The organism is Azospira sp. APE16, from assembly GCF_047901315.1.
GTDB lineage: Bacteria > Pseudomonadota > Gammaproteobacteria > Burkholderiales > Rhodocyclaceae > Azospira > Azospira oryzae.
The window spans coordinates 3372549-3392367 of sequence record NZ_CP179682.1 but is presented as its reverse complement, the minus strand read 5'-3'; the positions used below and the strand labels follow the sequence as shown (position 1 = coordinate 3392367).

Below are 19819 nucleotides of genomic sequence, written 5' to 3'. Positions count from 1 at the left end.
ATGCACTGGAACAGCGCCTCCGAGTTTTTCGCCATGGGCGGTTACGCCTTTTACGTCTGGGGTTCCTTCGGCGTCACCGCCCTCATCATGGCGGTGGAACCGATCATCGTTGCCCGGCGTCGTAAGAACCTGTTGTCCCGCCTGAAGCGGCAGATCACTGCCGAGAATCTGGCCCAAAGGAGTGAAGAAAGTTGAAAGCCCGTCACAAGCGCATCGCCCTCATCGTCGCCGGTCTGGCGGTTCTCGGCATCGGCACGGCCCTGGTGCTGAACGCCTTCAACAGCAACCTGGTGTTCTTCTTCTCCCCCACCCAGGTCCTCGCCGGTGAGGCGCCCAAGGGCAAGACCTTCCGCATCGGCGGCCTGGTCAAGGAAGGCAGCGTCGAGCGCCTGGCCGACGGCGTTAGCGTCCGCTTTGCCGTGACCGACACCGACCAGACCCTGCCGGTGCAGTACAAGGGCATCCTGCCGGACCTGTTCAAGGAAGGTAAGGGCGTCGTGGCCCAGGGCAAGCTGGATGATGCCGGCCTCTTCGTCGCCACCGAGGTGCTGGCCAAGCACGACGAGAACTACATGCCGCCGGAAGCCCAGAAGGCCGTTGCCGACGCCCATGCCAAGGCCGGCGAGAACAAGGCCGCGGCGGAAGCCGGCGAGAAGAAGGCGGCCGTCGAGGCAGCCGAAAAGGCTGCGGCCAAAACCCTGAAGTATTGAGAGCGACCCCATGATCCCCGAACTCGGGCACTTCGCCCTCATCCTGGCCTTCTGCGTCGCCCTGGTGCAGGGCGTGCTGCCCCTGGTGGGCGCCCATCAGGGCCGTACTCCCTGGGTCCTCGTCGCCCGTCCGGCGGCCATGGCCCAGGCCCTGCTGGTGGCCTTCGCCTTCGGCTGCCTGACCTGGGCCTTCGTGCAGAGCGACTTCTCCGTCGTCTATGTGGCCCAGCATTCCAACACCCTGCTGCCCACCCTGTACAAGTTCTCCGCCGTATGGGGCGGCCACGAAGGCTCCCTGCTGCTGTGGGCCCTGATGCTGTCCCTGTGGACCTTCGCCGTGGCGGCCCTGTCGCGCCAGCTGCCGGAGCCCATCGTGGCCCGGGTGCTGGGCGTCCTCGGTCTGGTGGCGGCCGGCTTCCTGCTCTTCATCCTGGTCACCTCCAACCCCTTCGAGCGCCTGCTGCCGGCAGCCCAGGAAGGCCGCGACCTGAATCCCCTGCTGCAGGACCCGGGCCTGGTCTTCCACCCGCCCATGCTCTACATGGGCTACGTCGGCTTCTCCGTGGCCTACGCCTTCGCCGTCGCCGCCCTCCTTTCCGGCCAGCTGGACGCCGCCTGGGCACGCTGGTCCCGGCCATGGACCACTTCCGCCTGGATCTTCCTCACCCTGGGCATCGCCCTCGGCTCCTGGTGGGCCTATTACGAGCTGGGCTGGGGCGGCTGGTGGTTCTGGGACCCGGTGGAAAACGCCTCCTTCATGCCCTGGCTGGTGGGCACTGCCCTGATCCACTCCCTGGCGGTGACCGAGAAGCGCGGCAGCTTCAAGAACTGGACGGTGATGCTGGCCATCGGCGCCTTCTCCCTGTCCCTGCTCGGCACCTTCCTGGTCCGTTCCGGCGTGCTGACCTCGGTGCACGCCTTCGCCACCGACCCGACCCGGGGCATCTTCATCCTCGCCTTCCTGGTGGTGGTGATCGGCTCCAGCCTGGTGCTGTTCGCCTGGCGCGCCCCCAAGGTGGGCCTGGGCGGCCGCTTCAGCCTGGTGTCCCGGGAATCCTTCCTGCTAACCAACAATGTCCTGCTGGTGGTGGGCTGCGGCACCGTCTTCCTCGGCACCCTCTACCCGCTGCTGATCGACGCCCTCAACGCCGGCAAGATTTCCGTCGGCCCGCCCTACTTCAACACCGTCTTCGCGCCCCTGATGGTGCCGGTGCTGTTCCTCATGGGCGTGGCCCCCTTCGCCCGCTGGAAGGAAGCCAGCCTGGCCGAGATCGCCCGCCTGCTGCGCTGGGCCTTCGCCGCCGCCGTGCTGGTGGGCGTGACCGTGCCCTTCATCTACGGCACCTGGCATACCGCCGTGGCCGTCGGCATCCTGGTGGCCGCCTGGATCACCCTCACCGCGGTGCTCAACTTCCTGCAGCGGGTGCGCGCCACCCGGGGCGACCTCTCCTTCGCCGCCGCCGTGTTCAAGCAGCCCCGCAGCTTCTGGGGCATGCACCTGGCCCACATCGGCGTCGCCGTGTTCGTCGTCGGCGTCACCCTGGTGAAGAACTACGAGGTGGAGAAGGACGTGAAGATGGAGCCGGGCGACAGCGTCCATCTGGTGGGCTACGAATTCCGCTTCATCGGCGTGCATCAGGTGGAAGGTCCCAACTACCTGGCCCTGCGCGGCGAGGTGGAGCTGCTCAAGGACGGCAAGCTGGACAAGGTGCTGCATCCGGAAAAGCGCAACTACGCCTCCTCCGCCATGCCCATGACCGAGGCCGCCATCGACGCCGGCCTGACCCGGGACGTGTACGTCTCCCTGGGTGAGCCCATCAACAAGAGCCAGCCGGAAGGCGCCTGGGCCGTGCGGGTCTACTACAAGCCCTTCGTGGACTGGATCTGGGGCGGCTGCCTGCTGATGTCCCTGGGCGGCCTCATCGCCATCGCCGACCGCCGCTACCGGGTCAAGGCCCGGGCCGCCACGCCAACCGCCGCCGCCTCTTCCGCCGCGGCCTGAACGAGCCTGACACGACCATGAACAAGTTCCTCTGGCCCCTCATCGGTTTCATCGTCCTGGTGGTGCTGCTGGCCATCGGCCTCAACCTCAATCCCCGGGAAGTGCCCTCGCCCCTGGTGGGCAAGCCGGCCCCGGCCTTCGCCCTGCCGCGCCTGGATAACCCGGCCAAGACCTTCTCCCCCGAGGAGATGAAGGGCCAGGTGTGGCTGCTCAACGTCTGGGCCACCTGGTGTCCCTCCTGCGTGCAGGAGCACCCGGTGCTGGTGGAAATGTCCAAGCGCAACTACCTGCCCATCGTCGGCTTCAACTGGAAGGAAGTGCGCGGCGACGGTGCCCTGGACAGCAAGCCCGACACCCCGGAGAAGGAAATGGCCCTGGCCATCCAGCGCTCCGGCAAGCTCCTGGCGGCCAAAGGCAATCCCTACCAGACGGTGATCATGGACTTGGACGGCCGCGTCGCCATCGACTACGGCGTCTATGGCGCTCCCGAGACCTACCTGATCGACAAGGCCGGCGTCATCCGCTTCAAGCACATCGGCCCCATCACCCCCGAGGTGCTGGAAAAGAAAATCCTGCCCCTGGTGGCGGAGCTGAACAAATGAGCCCCTTCAAGCGACTGTTCCTGGCCGCCTGCCTGGCCCTGGCGGCCCTGGCCCCCTTCGCCTCCCTGCAGGCCAAGGAAGCGGCCGACCTGGCCGCCGACCCGGTGGCGGAAAAGCGTCTCATGGAAATTTCCGCCGAGCTGCGCTGCCTGGTCTGCCAGAACCAGACCATTGCCGATTCCAACGCCGACCTGGCCCTGGACCTGCGCCGGGAAATCCGCGGCATGATCCAGCAGGGCAAGAGCGACCGGGAAATCCTCGACTTCATGGTGGCCCGCTACGGCGACTTCGTCCTCTACCGGCCGCCGGTGCAGAACAACACCGCCCTGCTGTGGTTCGGTCCCCTGCTGATCCTGGTGGTCGGCCTGGTGGCCCTGGTGCGCTACCTGCGCCGGCGTAACGTGGCCGCCACGGCCGCTGCCGGCGGCGGCCTTTCCGAGGCCGAGCGCCGCCGCGCCGAAACCCTGCTGCAGGAAGCCGCCGCCTCCGACAAGAAAGATTCCGCCCAATGACCGCCTTTGCCATCGCCGCCGCCGTCCTGGTGGCCCTCGTCGTCCTGTTGTTGCTGCCGCCCCTGCTCAGGGGCCGGGCGGTGAGCCGGGCCGACCGCCGTCAGGCCAACCTGGCCGTGTTCCGCGACCAGGAAGCCGAGCTGGAAAAGGAAAAGGCCGCCGGCACCCTGGGCGAAGCCGACTACCAGCAGGCCCGGGAAGAACTGCAGCGGCGCCTGCTGGAAGAGGTGGACGTGGCTGCCGAGGCGGTCGCGCCGCGCCAGGGGCCGAGCCGCCCCACTGCCATCGTCCTGGCCCTGCTGCTGCCCGCCGCCGCCCTGCTGGGCTACACCCTGCTGGGCAACCCCAAGGCCCTGGACCCGCGCAACCTGCAGGCCCAGCCCCAGGTGACGGCGGAGCAGATCAACGACATGGTGGGCAAGCTGGCCGCCCGCATGAAGGACAATCCGGACGACGAAAAGGGCTGGATCATGCTGGCCCGCTCCTACAAGACCCTGGGCCGCCTGCAGGAGGCCGCCGACGCCTACGCCAAGGGCGGCAAGCTGCTGCAGGAAAACGCCGCCCTGCTCACCGACTACGCCGAAACCCTGGCCAGCCTCAGCGAAGGCCGTTTCGCCGGCAAGCCGACCCAGCTCATCAACCAGGCCCTCAAGCTCAATCCGGAAGAGCCCCAGGCCCTGATCCTGGCCGGCGTCGCCGCCGGCGAGCGGGAGGACTACAAGGCCGCCATCGGCTACTGGGAACGGCTGTTGCCCATGGTGGAACCAGGCTCGGAAGAGGAGACCTCCCTCAAGGAAGCCCTGGACCGCCTGCGGGAAAAGGCCGCCGCCCAGCCGGGGAAAAAGGCTGCCCGCAAGTAGGCGGCCGGCCTGCAAGGCAGGCGGGGCGCCATTTTCAGGCGCCCCATGCCGGAGAAGCGCTCCCACCCTGCCTGAGGCGGCAGGGGCTTGCGAAACCCATGATTTTCCAGCGTTTATCGCGCGTTACGGACGGCCCGCACGGGCCGTTCCGCGTTTTTGCGCGGAATTAACCCGCATCAAATATCCGGGCTTTTCGCCTCGGCTAGACTGCTTCCCACGATAGAGAGAAGTCCGGTTCGGGCATTTCAGCCCTGCTGCCGGCCTCAGGGAGAGAAAGCGCATCATGTCCGAGAATCAGAAAACCGGCCTTTGGGCCACCCTCAAGAAGCCCAGCGCCAAGTATTCCTTGTTTGCGCTGATCACCGTCGGCTTCGTCAGCGGCATCATTTTCTGGGGCGGCTTCAACACCGCCATGGAAGCCACCAACACCCTGGAGTTCTGCATCTCCTGCCACGAGATGCGGGACAACGTGTATCAGGAATACAAGCAGACCATCCATTACTCCAACCGCACCGGCGTGCGTGCCGTCTGCTCCGACTGCCACGTGCCGAAGGACTGGGTGCACAAGATGAAGCGGAAGATCCAGGCCAGCCAGGAAGTCTGGGGCAAGCTCACCGGCACCATCGACACCAAGGAAAAGTTCGAGGCCAAGCGCCTGGAACTGGCGACCCACGAGTGGGAGCGGATGAAGAAGAGCGATTCCCGCGAGTGCCGCAACTGCCACAGCTTCGACGGCATGAACACGGACAAGCAGAAGCCCCGCGCCAAGAAGATGCACGAGCTGGCCCAGAAGGACAACAAGACCTGCATCGACTGCCACAAGGGTATTGCCCACCACAAACCCCAGAACATGCCCGAGGACGACGACGAGTAATCTGCGTCGAATCCCACGGCAGGCCGTAACCGGCGGGGCGCAGCAAGGCCCCGCCCCTGAACCAAGCAGCCGGCTCCCCGAGCCCAAATCAAGAATGGAGAGTTACACCATGTTCAAGCAAACCGCCATCGCCTCCGCCGTCGGCCTCATGCTGGCCCTGGGCAGCCAGGCCGCTTTCGCCGCTCCCGACTGGTCCAAGGTCCCCGCCAAGAAGATCACCGTGTTCTACCCGGGCACCTCCGGCATCGAGTGGATCACCAAGGGCACCGACCACAGCGGCGCCAAGGGCATCCGCAAGGGCGAGGCCTGCACCGGCTGCCACGAAGAGGAAATCGCCGACATCGGCAAGAAGGTGGTCTCCGGCGAGAAGCTGGAACCGAACCCGCCCAAGGGCAAGGCCGGCTCCATCCCGGTCAACGTCCAGGCCGCCTACGACAAGGACAACGTGTACTTCCGCTTCTCCTGGAAGCAGCCCGCCAGCGGCGGCGAGAAGCTGGACAAGGACAACGAGGTCAAGCTGACCGTGCTGCTGGCCGGCGACAAGGTGCCCCTGGCCGACCAGGTCGGCTGCTGGCAGAGCTGCCACACCGACGCCCGTACCATGCCCGGCGCCGACGACAAGAAGACCAAGTACGTCAAGGACGGCAATGTGGCCGGCGGCGTCTACTACGATCTGATCCAGTGGAAGAGCGGCAAGGGCGCCAAGCCGGTGGACGGCTACATCGCCGACAAGCGCGTCATGGAAGGCGGCAAGGCCCTGGTGGATGCCAAGGGCGAGAAGAAGGGCGACACCTGGACCGTCACCTTCACCCGCAAGCTCACCGGCGGCGAAGGCGACGTAGCCCTGGCCGAAGGCAAGACCGTGCCCTTCGGCTTCGCCATCCACGACGACCACGCCGGCGGCCGCTTCCACCACGTTTCCTTCGGCTACAGCCTGGGCGTCGGTGCCAAGGCCGACGTGACCGCCGCCAAGCAGTAACGATCTCTCGGGCCGCAAATCTTCGCGAGTTGGCTTTGCGGCCAATTGGGGCGGGGCAGTTGCCCCGCCTTTTTCTTTGCTACTGCCGCGGAGCACGCCGTCTTGAGCCATTCCCCTGCCAACCTGTCCCGGCGCGGCTTTTTCCGCGGCCGCAGCGCCCCGGCGGCGCCCCTGCGGCCGCCCTGGGCCGTGGACGAGGCGGCCTTCCTGCAGCAATGCACCGGCTGCGGCGACTGCATCCGGGTCTGTCCCACCGGCATCCTGACGGCGCTGGCCCCCGGCCAGCCGCCGGTGGTGGATTTCCGCCAGGGGGAATGCACCTTCTGCGGCCAGTGCGCCAGCGCCTGCCGGCCCCGGGCCCTGCGCCGGGAGGATGACCGGCAACCCTGGTCCTACAAGGCCGCCGCCGGCGAGGCCTGTCTTGCCCGGCAGCAGGTGGAGTGCCGCAGCTGCGGCGATTTCTGTCCCGAGGGCGCCCTGCGCTTTCCCGCCCGGGCCGGCGGCCCGGCCCTGCCGGTATTGCTGGAAGACCGCTGCACCGGCTGCGGCGCTTGCCTGGCGCCCTGCCCGACGGCGGCCATCAGCATCGGCCGTCCGGATTAGCCGGCGAAGCGGTCCAGGCGGCGCCGGTCCCGCTTGGTCGGGCGGCCCCGGCTGTCCTGGCCGGGGGAGGGGGCCAGAGCCCGTTGTTCCTGCTCGGTGGCGCGGCGCGCCACGGATTCCGCACTTTCCTCATACAGCAGCCGGGCTTCCGGCGCCGGCCGCCGCTGGCCGTTGACCGCCAGCACCGTCACTTCCCAGCGTTCCTGACCCGTCCCGATGTCGAGGCGGTCGCCGGCCTTGACCTCCCGGGAGGCCTTCACCGTCTGGCCGTTGAGCTTGACCTTGTTGCCCTCCACCGCGTCCTGGGCCAGGGCCCGGGTCTTGAAGAAGCGGGCGGCCCACAGCCATTTGTCCAGCCGCAGGCGGCCGTCGCGGCTGAGTCCGGGAATGTAGGGCAGGGGGGTGTCGTCGACCATGGGGCGTGGAGAGGCTGAAAGGGTTGGGGTAGAACGCGGCTCGGGGATGCTGGCTGGCGCCAGGCAAGCGGCACCAGCCGCCGGCCGCAGTCTAGCGCGCTCCCCGGTCTATGCCCATCCTGCCGTGGTGCAGGCCGTCCCACCGGCTGTTGGGGCCAGTGTCCCGTCGGGAGTGGACGGCTGTGGATGCCTGGCCTGGAATGCCCGTGCTGCTTGCATCTCCGGGATGGCATTCCGAAGAGTGGCGTCCCTTCTGCCTCTCGGAGGGGCGGGGTGTACCCCTGGTGATGGCCTGGGGGCGGCCCCTATTCCCTTACCGGGCGCTTGCCCAGTTTGCGCTGCAGGGTGCGGCGGTGCATTTTCAGGGCCCGGGCGGTGGCGGAGACGTTGCCGCCGTGTTCCGCCAGCACCTTCTGGATGTGTTCCCATTCGAGCCGGTCCACCGACAGGGGCGAGTCGGCCACCGGCGTGGTGGCGTCGCCGGCGGTGCGCTGCAGGGCGGCGACGATCTCGTCGGCGTCCGCCGGCTTGGCCAGGTAGTGGGTGGCGCCCAGCTTGATGGCCTCCACCGCCGTGGCGATGCTGGCGTAGCCGGTGAGCATGACGATGCGGGTGCCCGCCTCCAGGGCGGCCAGCTTTTCGATCAGCACCAGGCCCGAGTCGCCGGGCATCTTCAGGTCCACCACCGCGTACTCGGGCGGATTGGCGCTGGCCAGGGCGTAGGCGCTCTCGGCGCTGTCCGCCGGCGTCACCAGGTAGCCGCGGCGTTCCAGGGCCCGGGTGAGGACCCGGCGGAAGACTTCGTCGTCGTCCACCAGGAGCAGGGTGGGGCAGTCGTTGTCCGGGCCATCGAGGGCGTCGGTGCTGGCGGGAAGGGTGTCGTTCATGGCCTGTGGCGGTTCAGTGCGGCGAGGGGAAGGGTGATGCGGCAGCAGGCACCGGAGCCTTCCGGGGCCGGCCGGTTGCACAGTTCGAGGCGGCCTCCGAAGCGTTCCAGGGTGGCCCGGGTGAGGAACAGGCCGATGCCGCTGCCGCCGGCCTGGGTCGGGTCGTCCTTGGTGCTGACGAAGGCCTGGCCCAGGCGCGGCGCCAGGGCCGGGTCCAGGCCCGGGCCCCGGTCGAGGAATTCGATGATGCAGTCCTCGCCCTGGCAGCGGCTGCGCACTTCGACCCCTTCGGGGGAGGCGTCGGCGGCGTTGTCCAGGATGTTGATGAGGGCCTGCTCCAGGCTCGGCTCCGCCTGCACCAGAGGCTCGGCGTCACCATCTGCCGACTGGTAGTCCACCCGCACCCGGGGCCGCAGCACGCGCCAGCCGTCGAGCAGTTCGTTGAGCCACTGGCCGAGGGGCTGGGCGGGGGCGGCTTCCTGTCCTTCCCGGGCGGCGCCGGCGGAGGCCAGGACCTGGGTCAGGGTGCGCTTGCACAGGTCCACCTGTTGCCGCAGCAGGGCCAGGTCTTCTCCCAGGGCCGGGGTCTGGCCGTGCTCCAGCTCCAGTTCCCGCAGCACCACGGCCATGGTGGACAGGGGCGTGCCCAGCTTGTGGGCGGCGCCGGCGGCCAGGGTGCCCAGGGCCAGGATCTGCTCGTGGCGCAGGGCCCGCTCCTGCTCCCGCTGGCGGGCCTCGCCCAGCTCCCGTTCCCGCTCCCGCAGGGTGGCGGCCAGGCGGGAAAGGAAGAAGGCAACGATGAGGGCGCTCACCAGAAAGTTGAACCACATGCCCAGCACGTGCAGGGCAAAGCCGCCGCCGTGGCCGGCGTGTTCCGGGGTGACGCCGCTGGCCCGGGCCAGGATTTCGTCCAGCCGGGCCAGGTCGCCCTGGGGCGGCGGCAGCGGCAGGTTGAAGAACATGAGGAAGGTGTAGGCCCCCAGGGTGATGCCGGCCATGGCCCAGATGTAGCGCCCGGGCAGGGTGGCGGCGGCGATGGTGAGGGGCAGCAGGAACAGGGAGACGAAGGGATTGGCCGAGCCGCCGGCGTAATAGAGCAGCAGGGTCAGCACCAGCACGTCGGGCAGGAGCTGGCAGAAATATTCCCGGTCGCCCACGGGCCGGGGGCGGCCTAGGCGCCACTGGGTGTACAGATTGAAGAGGCCCAGGCCGATGCTGGCGGCCGCCATGGGCAGGACTTCCAGGGGAATGCGCAGCCAGCCGGCAGCCAGCACCAGGACCAGGCCCTGGGCCAGGACTTCGATCCGGCGCAGCATGACCAGCCGGGCCAGGGGCTGGCCGGAGGCGACGGATGGGGTGGCGGGCAGGGAGGGGGTGGCGGCAGGCATCGCCGCCATTCTAGCGCCCGCGGGGCGGGGCGAGGGGATGTGGGGTGCCGCTGCGACATTTTGCCGCGGCACCCGCGGGGGTCAGGGCAGGGGGCTTTCCAGGGCGAACAGCTCGGCCACGGTCTCGCGGCGGCGCACCAGGTGCACCTGGTCTCCGTCCACCATGACCTCGGCCGCCCGGGGGCGGGTGTTGTAGTTGGAGCTCATGGAGAAACCGTAGGCGCCGGCGGACATCACCGCCAGCAGGTCGCCCGGCACCACCGCCAGTTCCCGCCCGTGGCCGAGGAAGTCGCCGGATTCGCAGATGGGGCCGACGATGGAGTAGCTGGCCTTGGCGGCATTGCCCGGAGCCACTTCGACGATGTCGTGGTAGGCATCGTAAAGGGCGGGGCGCATCAGGTCGTTCATGGCCGCATCCACGATGGCGAAGTTCTTTTCCTCGCCCGGCTTCAGGTATTCGATCTTGGTCAGCAGCAGGCCGGCATTACCCACCAGACGGCGGCCCGGCTCCAGGATGACCTGCAGGCCGCGTCCTTCCAGCTTCTGCAGCAGGGGGGTGAGGTAATCGGCCACCCGGGGCGGCGCTTCGTCCAGGTAACGGATGCCGAGGCCGCCGCCCAGGTCGATGTGGTGCAGGCGGATGCCGGCTGCGGCCAGCTGGTCCACCAGGGCCAGCACCTTGTCCAGGGCTTCGGCAAAGGGGGCGGCGTCGAGCAGCTGGGAGCCGATGTGGCAGTCGATGCCGGTGACCTCGATGCCGGGCAGGCTGGCGGCGCGGCGGTAGAGGGCCAGGGCATCCTCGTAGGCGACGCCGAACTTGTTCTGCTTGAGGCCGGTGGAAATATAGGGGTGGGTCTTGGCATCCACATTGGGATTGACCCGCAGGCTCAGGGGGGCCTTCTTGCCCAGGCGCACGGCGACGGCGTTGAGGCGGTCCAGCTCGGGCACGGACTCGACGTTGAAGCAGCGGATGCCCACTTCCAGGGCCCGGGCCATTTCCGCTTCGGTCTTGCCGACGCCGGAGAAGACCACCTTGCCGGCCTCGGCGCCGGCCGCCAGGACCCGTTCCAGTTCGCCGCCGGAAACGATGTCGAAACCGGCGCCAAGGCGGGCGAAGAGGCTGAGAATGCCCAGGTTGGAGTTGGCCTTGACGGCGTAGCAGACCAGGCCGCCGGCACCGGCGGGATGGGCGGCCAGGGCATCGCGGAACTCGCCGTAGGCGGCTTCCAGGGCGGCCCGGGAATAGACGTAGGTGGGCGTGCCGAACTGGGCGGCGATGCTGCTCAGGGCAACGGCTTCGGCGTGCAGGACGCCATTTTTGCGGGAGAAGAAGTTCATTGCGGCTGTATCTGGGAAGGGGAGGGGGACTGCATGTTAGGATTGGCGCCGGTGTTCGGTGCCGGCCGGGCCTGCCCGTCGGCAGACGGCGGATAGACCAGGGGGCCCTTGCTGCCGCAGGCGGTCAGCGTCAGGGCCAGCAGGCCGGCAATCAGATAACGTGGGTGCATGGCTTACGGCTCACTTGGAATTCGGGCGCAAGGAGAGGACCCCAGGAGGCCGCCCTTGTCGTGACCGGTCATGGTAGCACAGGGCCCAAACCCTTGCCTTCACAGCAGAATGGATCGGAAATGGAAGAAAGCGAATTCAACGCCCTGGCGGAAAAAACCCTGGCGGCCATCGAGGCCGGCCTGGAAAACAGCGGGGCTGACGTGGATTTCGAACTGGGTGCCGGCGGCGTGCTCGAAGTGGAGTTTGCCGACGGTTCCAAGATGATCATCAACCGTCATGGCGCCGCCCGGGAAATCTGGGTGGCAGCCCGCTCCGGCGGCTTCCACTTCCGCCCCGACAACGGCAGCTGGATCGACACCCGGGATGGGAGCGAACTCTTTGCCAAGCTGGAACGCCTGCTTGCCGAGCAGGCCGGGGAGCCGGTACCCCTGCGCTGAGCGCCAGGCGGCGTGGCCGCCTGAGAGGGGCCCGTCCCGTCAGAAGGTCAGGACCTTGTCCGCCTCCAGGGTCCATTGGGCCAGTTCCGGCAGGGTGCCGATGGCGGTGCCGGCGATCAGGGGCAGTTCATGCACGCCCCGGGCCTGGGCGCAGGTCCGGCACAGCTTCACCGGCACGCCCTGGGCCACCAGGGCCTCGATCATCTCCCGCAGGCCGCCGCCGGCGGCCGCATCCACCTGATTGGCCAGACCGGCCACCACCGCATCGGACATGAGAAAGAGACGCACCGCCGGCCGGGCTTCGTTGCCGGCCAGGGCCGTGGCCAGGCGCAGGGCGGAGAGCACCCGCTCGCTGCCGTAGGGCGGCGCGTGCACGATGATGAGTACGTTCTGCATGGCGGTTCCCGCTCAATCCACCGGCTTGCTGCCGTCATCCTTGGGTTCGGGCGGCACTTCGGCGGGTACGTTTTCGCTATAGAAGAACTCCTTGGCGGTGCCGGTCTTGGAGCGTTCGCTCGGCACATCCACGGATACCAGGCCTTCGGGCGCCGGCTGGAAGCTCTCCGGCACGTCCTTGAGGGCCGTGTGCATGTAATTGATCCAGATGGGCAGGGACACCAGGCCGCCGGTCTCGCCGCTGCCCAGCTTCTTCGGCTGGTCGAAACCGACCCAGGCGCAGCCCACCACGGTGGCCTGGTAGCCGCAGAACCAGGCGTCAATGTAGTCGTTGGTGGTGCCGGTCTTGCCGGCCAGGTCGCGGCGCTTGAGCTGCACCGAGGCCTTGGCGGCGGTGCCGAAGATGGCCACGTCGCGCAGCATGGAATCCATCAGGTAGGCATTGCGCGGGTCGATGGCCCGGTTGCCTTCGTCGCCCACCGGCACCGGCTGGGCCTGGGCCAGGATGTTGCCCTTGTCGTCCCGGATGTCCCGCACCACGTAGGGCTGGATGCGGTAGCCGCCATTGGCGAAGACGGCGTAGGCGCTGACCATCTGCCAGGGTGTGACGGAGCCGGCGCCCAGGGCCATGGTCAGGTAGGGCGGGTGCTTCTCGGCGTCGAAACCGAAGCGGGTGGCGTAGTCCTGGGCGTACTGGGTGCCGATGGCCTGCAGCACGCGGATGGAGACCATGTTCTTGGACTTGGCCAGGGCCGTGCGCAGCTTCATCGGGCCTTCATATTTGCCGTCGTAGTTATGCGGCTCCCACGGGGTGCTGCCGGTGGCGCTGGCGGGAATGACGATGGGCGAATCCTGGACAATGGTGGCCGGGGTGTAGCCTTTCTCCAGGGCTGCCGAGTAGATGAAGGGCTTGAAGCTGGAGCCGGGCTGGCGCCAGGCCTGGGTGACGTGGTTGTACTTGTTGCGGCTGAAGTCGAAGCCGCCCACCAGGGCGCGGATGGCGCCGTCCCGGGGGTCGGTGGCGACGAAGGCCGATTCCACTTCCGGCAGCTGGCTGATCTGCCAGTTGCCCTTGTCGTCCTTCTGCAGGCGGATGATGGCGCCCCGCTTCAGGCGCTTGTTGGGGGGCGCCTTGTCATCCAGCATGCGGGCGGCGAACTTGAGGGAGTCGCCGGAGAGCACCACCAGCTCGCCTCCCCGCTTGTAGGCCTTGACGGTCTTGGTGTCGGCCTGCAGCACGATGGCGGCCTGCAGGTCGCCCACGTCATTATGGTCGGAGAGCAGGTCTTCCAGGTATTCATCCTGGTCGGTCTGCACTTCCTTCATGTCGGCGTAGGCTTCCGCCCCCCGGTAGCCGTGGCGCCGGTCGTAGTCCATGACCCCCTTGCGCAGGGACTGGTAGGCGGCTTCCTGGTCGGCCTTGAGGATGGTGGTGTACACCCGCAGGCCGCGGGTATAGACGTCGTCGGGGAAGCGTTCGGCGGCGATCTGGCGGGCCATTTCGGCCACGTAGTCGGCGTGCACCGAGAACTCGTTGGCATCCCGCTTCACCACCAGGGTCTGCTTCAGGGCTTCCTCGTGCTGCTTGTCGTCGATGAAATGCAGTTCGTGCATGCGCCGCAATACATATTGCTGGCGCAGGCGGGCCCGCTTGGGATTGACCACCGGGTTGAAGGAGGAGGGGGCCTTGGGCAGGCCGGCCAGCATGGCCGCCTCGGCCACGGTGATGTCGTTGAGGGACTTGCCGAAATAGATCTGGGCGGCGGCGGCAAAGCCGTAGGCCCGTTGGCCCAGGTAAATCTGGTTGATGTAGAGCTGGAGGATCTCGTCCTTGCTGAGGTTGTGCTCGATCTTGAAGGAGAGCAGGGCCTCATAGAACTTGCGGGACAGGGTCTTCTCGCTGGAGAGGAAGAAGTTGCGCGCCACCTGCATGGTGATGGTGGAAGCCCCCTGGCGCTTGCCGCCGCCGGAAAGGTTGGCCACCGCCGCCCGCAACACCCCCAGGGTGTCCACGCCACCGTGCTGGTAGAAGCGCTCGTCCTCGGCCGCCAGGATGGCGTGCTTCATCACCGAGGGCACGTCCTGGATGCGCACCAGGGCCCGGCGCTCCTCGCCGAATTCGCCGATCAGGGCGCCGTCACTCGAGTAAACACGTAAGGGAATCTTCGGCCGGTAATCGGTGAGGACTTCCAGGGAAGGCAGGTTGGGATAGGCCAGGATCAGCACCATACCCGCCAGGGCGGCACCGATGACGGCGAGTCCGGCGACGATGAAGATGGGATAGAGAATCCAGCGCAGGGCCGGGGGGAGGGAGGGCAGGGCAGGCAAAGGGGCAGACCTGTAACGACGGGAAACGCGGATTATACGCCGGCCCTTTTGCCGGGGTTAATTCGCTTTACATGCTCTATAGTTGCTGCTAGCATCTAAAGTAAATTATCTGTATTGTCCCTAACTATATATATTTAAAGGGACTTTTTTGGGGAGTCCGGTTTGCAGCTCGACCTCTCGATATTCAATCCGAAGGCCAAGCCCTTGATCGGTCTGGACATAAGTTCGTCCGCCGTCAAGATGGTCGAGCTTTCCGGTAATGCCAAGGATGGTTTCCGCGTCGAGCGATATACCATCGAAGTGCTGTCCCGGGACGTCATTGCGGATGGCAATATCGTCAATCTGGAAGCCGCGGCGGAATCCGTCAAGCGGGCGTGGAAACGCATGGGTACTTCCACCCGTCAGGTAGCCATGGCCTTGCCGGCCGCGGCCGTCATCACCAAGAAGATCATCGTTCCGGCCGGGCAGCGGGAAGAAGAACTGGAAGTACTCGTCGAATCCGAGGCCAACCAGTACATCCCCTTCGCCCTGGAGGAAGTGAACCTGGACTTCCAGGTTATCGGTCCCGCCCCGTCCTCGCCGGATGAGGTGGAAGTGCTGATTGCCGCCTCCCGCAAGGAAAAGGTGGAAGACCGGGTGGCCGTGGCCGAAGCTGCCGGGCTCAAGGCGGCAGTCATGGACGTGGAGTCCTATGCTGCCCTCGCCGCCTTCGAACTGATCGAGCGCCAGTTGCCGGACCAGGGAAAGAACCAGGTGGTGGCGATTGTGGATATCGGCGCCAACGTCACCAACCTGACCGTGATGCGTAATGGCCAGCAGGTCTATGCTCGGGAGCAGGCCTTCGGCGGCGCCCAGCTGACCCAGGACATCGTCCGCCAGTACGGCATGAGCTTCGAAGAGGCCGATGCAGCCAAACGCAACGGTGGCCTGCCGGAGAACTACGAAGCCGAACTGTTGCGTCCCTTCATGGAAAGCCTGGCGCTGGAAGTCTCCCGGGCCTTGCAGTTCTTCTTTACTTCCACCCAGTACAATCAGGTCAATCATCTGGTCCTGGCTGGTGGATGTGCAGCCATTCCCGGGCTGGACGAAGTGGTGGCCACTCGGACCCAGGTCAATTGCCTGGTCGCCAATCCCTTCGCCGGCATGTCCGTCTCGGACCGCGTCCGGCCGCGCAACCTGGTCAATGATGCCTCTTCGCTAATGGTGGCTTGTGGCTTGGCCTTGCGGAGGTTTGAAGAATGATTCGAATAAATCTTCTTCCTCACCGCGAGGAAAAGCGCAAGGCGCGGCGGCAGCAGTTTTATGCTTTGGCGGGGCTAATCTCCGTTTTGGCATGTCTCATTATTTTCCTTGGTTATACCGTGATTGGTGGTTATATCAGCGTTCAAGAAGAAAAAAATGCCTTCCTGAAAAAGGAAATTGCCAGCCTGGACAAGGATATTGATCTAATCAAGGGGTTGCGTGAGAAAACCCAGGCCTTGCTGGCGCGCAAGCAGGTTATCGAGTCCCTGCAGCGCGATCGTGCCGAGGCAGTTCGGCTTCTTTCCGAGTTGGCGATTCAGGTACCTGAGGGGGTTTATCTGAAGTCGATCAAGCAGGAGGGGGGGCAGGTAACCCTCACTGGGTTGGCCCAGTCCAATGCTCGAGTCTCGACGTTGATGCGTAACGTGGAAGCTTCCCAATGGATGGAGAAGCCCAATCTGATTGAAATCAAGTCGGTAGATGTGGCGCGTCGGCGTTTGAGCGAGTTCAGCATGACCTTGACGTTGACGCGAGAGTCTTCGGATACGGCCAAGGAGAAAAAATGAATAAGCCAAAAATCTCTTTGCCAGCGCTGAACTTTGAAAAAATCGCACAGGATTTTCGTAACCTTAACCCCAATGATATTGGAGCCTGGCCGGCTGTCCCAAGGTTTGCCGTGCTGATTGGACTTTTTGTTGGCCTGTTGGTTGCAGGTTACGTGGTCGTCTGGAGTGAGCAGTATGGTGTGCTCGATGGCCGGCGAGAGGAAGAGCTGAAGCTCAAGGACGAATATGTCAGCAAAAAGCGCCAGACAATCAACTTGAGCCTTTATGAGCAGCAGCTCAATGAAATTGACCGCTCGTTCGGCGCATTGCTGAAACAACTGCCAAACAAGGCAGAAGTTGAATCCCTTCTCGTGGAAATCAATCAGTCCGGTTTGGGGCGGGGGCTTTCCTTTGAGTTATTCAAGCCTGGTCAGGAGGCGCTTAAGGAATTTTATGCGGAGCTTCCTGTTTCCGTAAAATTGACCGGGAATTACCACGATTTGGGTGCTTTTGCCGAGGATATTGGCAGGTTGCCTCGTATCGTTACGCTCAACAACATCGCAATCGCCCCTCAAAAAGATGGCAGCCTCAGCATGGAGGCTATTGCCAAAACCTTCCGTTATCTGGATGAAGAAGAGGTCGCCAAGCAGAAGAAGGCGGCACAAGAAGCTGCGAAGAAAGCTGCGGGAGGCAAAAAATGAGTAACCGTCGTCTAGCGATCGGTGCAAGTGTGCTCGTTTTGGCTCTTGGCGGATGCGGGGATGGTGAGCACGAGGACTTGAAGCAGTGGATGCAAGAATCCACCAAGGATCTGAAAGGGCGAGTGGCCCCTCTTCCTGAGATGAAGCCTTATGAAGCCGTTGCTTACGATGCCGCCGGCAATATTGATCCATTTAAGGCAGCCAAGCTGAACCCGGCCAACAAAGCGGGCGGAGGTGGGCTGCTGCCGGACTTCAATCGCCCGAAGGAGGCCTTGGAAGCTTATCCGCTTGAATCACTGAAGTATGTGGGCTTCCTCTATCGGGGAAAGCTGGCAAATGGGATTGTTCTGGCTGACAGTTCGCTGCACCAGGTAAAGATCGGGAATTACATGGGCCAGAACTTTGGGATTATTACCAATATTGATGAAACGCAGATTGTTTTGCGTGAGTTGGTTCAGGAAAGTTCTGGTGATTGGGTGGAGCGTGTCAGCTCGCTACAACTCCAGGAAACGGGGGACGGAAAATGAAGTTTTATAAACAGATCCTGAAGGTTGCATCCCTGCTGGGATTGCTATCCTTCTCCGCCTATGGGGTGGCTCAATCCAACGCGATTGAAGCGATTAATGTAGCAACCCAGGGCGACTCCGTAACGCTCAAGGTGTCTTTAAAAAATCCGCTGGCTGCTATCCCTGCCAGTTTCAGTGTTGCCAGCCCGGCGCGCGTGGCTTTGGATTTCCCGGATACGGAAAACAGCCTCGGTAAAAATGCCGAGCAGTTGTCCAGCGGTGGTATTCGTGGCTATAACGTTGTTCAGTCCGATAAGCGGACCCGGTTGGTTCTGAACCTGAATCAGCCCATGGCCTACGAAACGCGCCTAGAAGGCAATCAGGTTTACGTCACGCTGACGAAAGTGACCGGGGCGATTGTGGCTGACAACAAGGTCAGTCAGTTTGCCGAGTCAAAGTACGCGGCGACTACCCACGCAATCCGCTCGATTAATTTTAGGAGAGGGGCGGGCGGGGAAGGGCGGGTGGTCATTGATCTCAGTGATGCCAATGTTGGCGTGGATGTACGCCAGCAAGGGGAGCAGGTAATTGTCGAGTTCCAGAAGGCAACTCTGCCGCCACACATGGCCCAGAAGATCGATGTGACCGATTTTTCCACGCCTGTAACCAGTGTCACGGCAATGCCGCAGGCCGGCAATGCTCGGGTTGCAATTTCGGCGAAGGGGCTCTGGGAACATCAGGCCTACCAGGCTGAAAATCAGTTTGTCATTGAGGTTAAGGCCGTTTCTGAAGATCCGAACAAACTGGCCCGTTCCGGCGGCCCGCATGAGTATGGTGGTGACAAGATATCCCTCAATATCCAGAACACCCCGGTAAAACAGTTGCTGCAGACGCTGGGTGAGGAATTTGGCTACAACGTCGTGATGTCGGATACCGTGTCCGGCTCGATCAGCCTGCGCCTGCAAAATGTTCCGTGGGATCAGGCGTTTGACCTGATTCTGGAGCGAGGTGGATTGGATAAGCGTCGGCGGGGAACTGTTCTGCTCATTGCCCCGAAAGACGAGTTGTTGAAGAAGGAAGAGCTGGAACTTCAGGCCAAGCAGCAGATCAGTGATGTTGAGCCGTTGAAGACAGAAACCTTTCAATTGAACTATCAACGGGCAGAGGCTTTCCATAAGGTCCTGACCGATGAAAAGCAACGGATTCTATCCAAGCGCGGTAGCGCGGTGATGGACCCAAGAACCAATACTTTGTTCATTCAGGACACTCCCACCCGGCTTGAGGAACTGCGCAAAATCATTGCGAAAACCGACGTGCCGGTACGGCAGGTTTTGATCGAGGCCCGAATCGTCGAGGCGACAGACAACTTCAGTAAGAACCTCGGCGTTCGACTTGGTTTTAATGACATCAGCAATCCAGCCAATGGAACGGGGCGTCTGCAAAGTCGGATTGGCGGCAGCATGCTGGATCAGGCGCGGGAGACCTATCAGAACGTAATTAGCCGTACCATTGATGCGACAACGGGTATTGAAACGATCACGCGGCCAGCGAAGGTCATGCTGGATAATTCGGCCACCTACAATAATTCTGCGACTAGCGTTAATTTGCCTGCCAGTGCGATCAAGGGTTCCCAAGCCGGAGCTTTCTCGCTGGTCCTTTTTAATCCTAGTGCCACCCGCTTCCTCAACTTGGAGCTGTCGGCCTTGGAAGTGGATGGCAAAGGGAAGGTGGTTTCCAGCCCTCGTGTCATGACCTCGGATCAGGCAGAGGCCATCATTGAGCAGGGTATTGAAATTCCCTACCAGCAGGCTACCAGTTCCGGGGCCACCGCCGTGATGTTCAAGAAGGCGAATCTGTCCCTGAAGGTGAAGCCCCAGATTACGCCTGATGGCCGGGTCATCATGTCTCTGGATATCAACAAGGATGTTCCCGATACCACCATTGCCAGCAATGTGATCGCCATCAAGACCAAGCACATCAAGACCGACATCCTGGTGGAGAACGGCGGGACGGTTGTGATCGGTGGTATTTACGAAGAAACCGAGAATCAGGCTACCAGTCGTATCCCGTTCCTGGGTGACCTGCCTTATGTCGGCTTCCTGTTCCGCAATACTCGGACGGATCGAGACAAGGTGGAGTTGCTCATTTTCATCACGCCGAAAATTGTCTCTGGCGACTTGGCTTTGCGTTAAAGCTCGTCGGCGGCCGTCTGGTGATGGCCGCCGCTTCGGGGTGCGCTGAAATGGCAACCTGCTGGGCAGGGGAGCGCTGAGTGGACGAGCAAAAGAAAATGGCCCGCAATGCGGGCCATTTTCTTTGGTG

21 protein-coding genes and 1 pseudogene are annotated in these 19819 nt (G+C 64.2%); 15 read left to right on the top strand and 7 right to left on the bottom strand.

Annotation, left to right across the window (positions count from 1 at the left end; genetic code table 11):
* The 9 genes and pseudogenes from ccmD (at nt 1) to napF (ending at nt 7142) form a co-directional block, all read left to right on the top strand.
* On the top strand, nt 1–195 hold the full coding sequence (gene ccmD, locus ACLSSQ_RS16160; protein WP_014236273.1) for a heme exporter protein CcmD: 195 nt from the start codon (nt 1–3) through the stop codon (nt 193–195).
* A pseudogene (ccmE, locus tag ACLSSQ_RS16155) lies at nt 192–620 on the top strand (cytochrome c maturation protein CcmE); the annotation flags it as partial. The gene ccmD and the pseudogene ccmE, both read left to right, overlap by 4 nt.
* A 100-nt stretch (nt 621–720) precedes the next feature.
* Complete coding sequence (locus ACLSSQ_RS16150) at nt 721–2712, top strand: heme lyase CcmF/NrfE family subunit (RefSeq protein ID WP_416243242.1); 1992 nt, start codon at nt 721–723, stop codon at nt 2710–2712.
* A 17-nt stretch (nt 2713–2729) separates the two neighbouring features.
* Nucleotides 2730–3314 carry a DsbE family thiol:disulfide interchange protein gene (locus ACLSSQ_RS16145; RefSeq protein ID WP_130459417.1) on the top strand — a complete coding sequence of 195 codons (585 nt, stop codon included), beginning with the start codon at nt 2730–2732 and terminating at the stop codon, nt 3312–3314.
* On the top strand, nt 3311–3826 hold the full coding sequence (locus ACLSSQ_RS16140) for a cytochrome c-type biogenesis protein (RefSeq protein ID WP_130459416.1): 516 nt from the start codon (nt 3311–3313) through the stop codon (nt 3824–3826). Before ACLSSQ_RS16145 ends, ACLSSQ_RS16140 begins: the two co-directional genes overlap by 4 nt.
* The gene (ccmI, locus tag ACLSSQ_RS16135) at nt 3823–4686 is read left to right on the top strand and encodes a c-type cytochrome biogenesis protein CcmI (protein ID WP_416243241.1); all 864 of its coding nucleotides are present in this window, start codon (nt 3823–3825) and stop codon (nt 4684–4686) included. The genes ACLSSQ_RS16140 and ccmI overlap by 4 nt, the downstream gene beginning before the upstream one ends.
* A 283-nt stretch (nt 4687–4969) precedes the next feature.
* Nucleotides 4970–5560: a NapC/NirT family cytochrome c gene (locus tag ACLSSQ_RS16130; RefSeq protein ID WP_014236279.1), complete on the top strand. Its 591-nt coding sequence runs from the start codon at nt 4970–4972 to the stop codon at nt 5558–5560.
* A 109-nt stretch (nt 5561–5669) separates the two neighbouring features.
* Nucleotides 5670–6539, top strand: coding sequence for an ethylbenzene dehydrogenase-related protein (locus tag ACLSSQ_RS16125; protein ID WP_014236280.1), 870 nt, complete (start codon nt 5670–5672; stop codon nt 6537–6539).
* 102 nt (nt 6540–6641) lie between these two features.
* Nucleotides 6642–7142 carry a ferredoxin-type protein NapF gene (gene napF / locus ACLSSQ_RS16120; protein ID WP_416243240.1) on the top strand — a complete coding sequence of 167 codons (501 nt, stop codon included), beginning with the start codon at nt 6642–6644 and terminating at the stop codon, nt 7140–7142.
* Here the strand turns inward: napF and ACLSSQ_RS16115 are convergent.
* The 5 genes from ACLSSQ_RS16115 to lptM all read right to left on the bottom strand — a co-directional run bounded on the left by ACLSSQ_RS16115 (nt 7139) and on the right by lptM (nt 11341).
* Nucleotides 7139–7558, bottom strand: coding sequence for an RNA-binding S4 domain-containing protein (locus ACLSSQ_RS16115; RefSeq protein WP_416243239.1), 420 nt, complete (start codon nt 7556–7558; stop codon nt 7139–7141). The genes napF and ACLSSQ_RS16115 overlap by 4 nt on opposite strands.
* Before the next feature lie 305 nt (nt 7559–7863).
* A complete protein-coding gene (locus ACLSSQ_RS16110; protein WP_014236283.1) occupies nt 7864–8445 on the bottom strand; it encodes a response regulator transcription factor in 582 nt (193 codons plus the stop codon).
* Nucleotides 8442–9833, bottom strand: a complete 1392-nt coding sequence (locus ACLSSQ_RS16105) for an ATP-binding protein (RefSeq protein ID WP_416243238.1) — start codon at nt 9831–9833, stop codon at nt 8442–8444. Before ACLSSQ_RS16105 ends, ACLSSQ_RS16110 begins: the two co-directional genes overlap by 4 nt.
* Before the next feature lie 81 nt (nt 9834–9914).
* Entirely contained in the window at nt 9915–11171 is a 1257-nt protein-coding gene (gene lysA / locus ACLSSQ_RS16100; protein ID WP_416243237.1) for a diaminopimelate decarboxylase, read from the bottom strand.
* Nucleotides 11168–11341 (bottom strand): LPS translocon maturation chaperone LptM, encoded by a 174-nt coding sequence (gene lptM, locus ACLSSQ_RS16095; RefSeq protein WP_205230173.1) that lies wholly within the window; start codon nt 11339–11341, stop codon nt 11168–11170. The genes lysA and lptM overlap by 4 nt, the downstream gene beginning before the upstream one ends.
* A 120-nt stretch (nt 11342–11461) precedes the next feature.
* Between lptM and cyaY the strand changes: the two genes are divergently transcribed.
* Entirely contained in the window at nt 11462–11779 is a 318-nt protein-coding gene (gene cyaY, locus ACLSSQ_RS16090) for an iron donor protein CyaY (protein WP_416243236.1), read from the top strand.
* A 39-nt stretch (nt 11780–11818) separates the two neighbouring features.
* Here cyaY and ACLSSQ_RS16085 read toward each other — a convergent pair whose 3' ends face one another.
* Nucleotides 11819–12175: a DsrE/DsrF/TusD sulfur relay family protein gene (locus tag ACLSSQ_RS16085; protein WP_416243235.1), complete on the bottom strand. Its 357-nt coding sequence runs from the start codon at nt 12173–12175 to the stop codon at nt 11819–11821.
* A gap of 12 nt (nt 12176–12187) precedes the next feature.
* A complete protein-coding gene (locus tag ACLSSQ_RS16080) occupies nt 12188–14503 on the bottom strand; it encodes a penicillin-binding protein 1A (protein WP_416243234.1) in 2316 nt (771 codons plus the stop codon).
* 162 nt (nt 14504–14665) lie between these two features.
* Here ACLSSQ_RS16080 and ACLSSQ_RS16075 point away from each other — a divergent pair, with 162 nt between their 5' ends.
* The 5 genes from ACLSSQ_RS16075 to pilQ are packed head-to-tail and all read left to right on the top strand — an operon-like array spanning nt 14666 to nt 19689.
* Nucleotides 14666–15745: a pilus assembly protein PilM gene (locus tag ACLSSQ_RS16075; protein WP_014236290.1), complete on the top strand. Its 1080-nt coding sequence runs from the start codon at nt 14666–14668 to the stop codon at nt 15743–15745.
* Nucleotides 15742–16311, top strand: coding sequence for a PilN domain-containing protein (locus ACLSSQ_RS16070; protein WP_014236291.1), 570 nt, complete (start codon nt 15742–15744; stop codon nt 16309–16311). The genes ACLSSQ_RS16075 and ACLSSQ_RS16070 overlap by 4 nt, the downstream gene beginning before the upstream one ends.
* Nucleotides 16308–16991 carry a type 4a pilus biogenesis protein PilO gene (locus ACLSSQ_RS16065; RefSeq protein WP_014236292.1) on the top strand — a complete coding sequence of 228 codons (684 nt, stop codon included), beginning with the start codon at nt 16308–16310 and terminating at the stop codon, nt 16989–16991. The genes ACLSSQ_RS16070 and ACLSSQ_RS16065 overlap by 4 nt, the downstream gene beginning before the upstream one ends.
* A complete protein-coding gene (locus ACLSSQ_RS16060; RefSeq protein WP_130459407.1) occupies nt 16988–17518 on the top strand; it encodes a pilus assembly protein PilP in 531 nt (176 codons plus the stop codon). Before ACLSSQ_RS16065 ends, ACLSSQ_RS16060 begins: the two co-directional genes overlap by 4 nt.
* Nucleotides 17515–19689 carry a type IV pilus secretin PilQ gene (pilQ, locus tag ACLSSQ_RS16055; RefSeq protein WP_416243233.1) on the top strand — a complete coding sequence of 725 codons (2175 nt, stop codon included), beginning with the start codon at nt 17515–17517 and terminating at the stop codon, nt 19687–19689. Before ACLSSQ_RS16060 ends, pilQ begins: the two co-directional genes overlap by 4 nt.
* Nucleotides 19690–19819: the final 130 nt, after the last annotated feature.

Bases quoted from the DNA above. Each gene is read 5' to 3' on its own strand.
- ccmD (WP_014236273.1), top strand. From the start codon at position 1: ATGCACTGGAACAGCGCCTCCGAGTTTTTCGCCATGGGCGGTTACGCC.
- cyaY (WP_416243236.1), top strand. From the start codon at position 11,462: ATGGAAGAAAGCGAATTCAACGCCCTGGCGGAAAAAACCCTGGCGGCC.
- ACLSSQ_RS16060 (WP_130459407.1), top strand. From the start codon at position 16,988: ATGAGTAACCGTCGTCTAGCGATCGGTGCAAGTGTGCTCGTTTTGGCT.
- ccmI (WP_416243241.1), top strand. From the start codon at position 3,823: ATGACCGCCTTTGCCATCGCCGCCGCCGTCCTGGTGGCCCTCGTCGTC.
- lysA (WP_416243237.1), bottom strand. From the start codon at position 11,171: ATGAACTTCTTCTCCCGCAAAAATGGCGTCCTGCACGCCGAAGCCGTT.
- ACLSSQ_RS16065 (WP_014236292.1), top strand. From the start codon at position 16,308: ATGAATAAGCCAAAAATCTCTTTGCCAGCGCTGAACTTTGAAAAAATC.
- ACLSSQ_RS16125 (WP_014236280.1), top strand. From the start codon at position 5,670: ATGTTCAAGCAAACCGCCATCGCCTCCGCCGTCGGCCTCATGCTGGCC.
- ACLSSQ_RS16105 (WP_416243238.1), bottom strand. From the start codon at position 9,833: ATGCCTGCCGCCACCCCCTCCCTGCCCGCCACCCCATCCGTCGCCTCC.
- ACLSSQ_RS16070 (WP_014236291.1), top strand. From the start codon at position 15,742: ATGATTCGAATAAATCTTCTTCCTCACCGCGAGGAAAAGCGCAAGGCG.
- ACLSSQ_RS16140 (WP_130459416.1), top strand. From the start codon at position 3,311: ATGAGCCCCTTCAAGCGACTGTTCCTGGCCGCCTGCCTGGCCCTGGCG.
- ACLSSQ_RS16110 (WP_014236283.1), bottom strand. From the start codon at position 8,445: ATGAACGACACCCTTCCCGCCAGCACCGACGCCCTCGATGGCCCGGAC.
- ACLSSQ_RS16150 (WP_416243242.1), top strand. From the start codon at position 721: ATGATCCCCGAACTCGGGCACTTCGCCCTCATCCTGGCCTTCTGCGTC.
- ACLSSQ_RS16115 (WP_416243239.1), bottom strand. From the start codon at position 7,558: ATGGTCGACGACACCCCCCTGCCCTACATTCCCGGACTCAGCCGCGAC.
- ACLSSQ_RS16085 (WP_416243235.1), bottom strand. From the start codon at position 12,175: ATGCAGAACGTACTCATCATCGTGCACGCGCCGCCCTACGGCAGCGAG.
- lptM (WP_205230173.1), bottom strand. From the start codon at position 11,341: ATGCACCCACGTTATCTGATTGCCGGCCTGCTGGCCCTGACGCTGACC.
- ACLSSQ_RS16145 (WP_130459417.1), top strand. From the start codon at position 2,730: ATGAACAAGTTCCTCTGGCCCCTCATCGGTTTCATCGTCCTGGTGGTG.
- pilQ (WP_416243233.1), top strand. From the start codon at position 17,515: ATGAAGTTTTATAAACAGATCCTGAAGGTTGCATCCCTGCTGGGATTG.
- ACLSSQ_RS16130 (WP_014236279.1), top strand. From the start codon at position 4,970: ATGTCCGAGAATCAGAAAACCGGCCTTTGGGCCACCCTCAAGAAGCCC.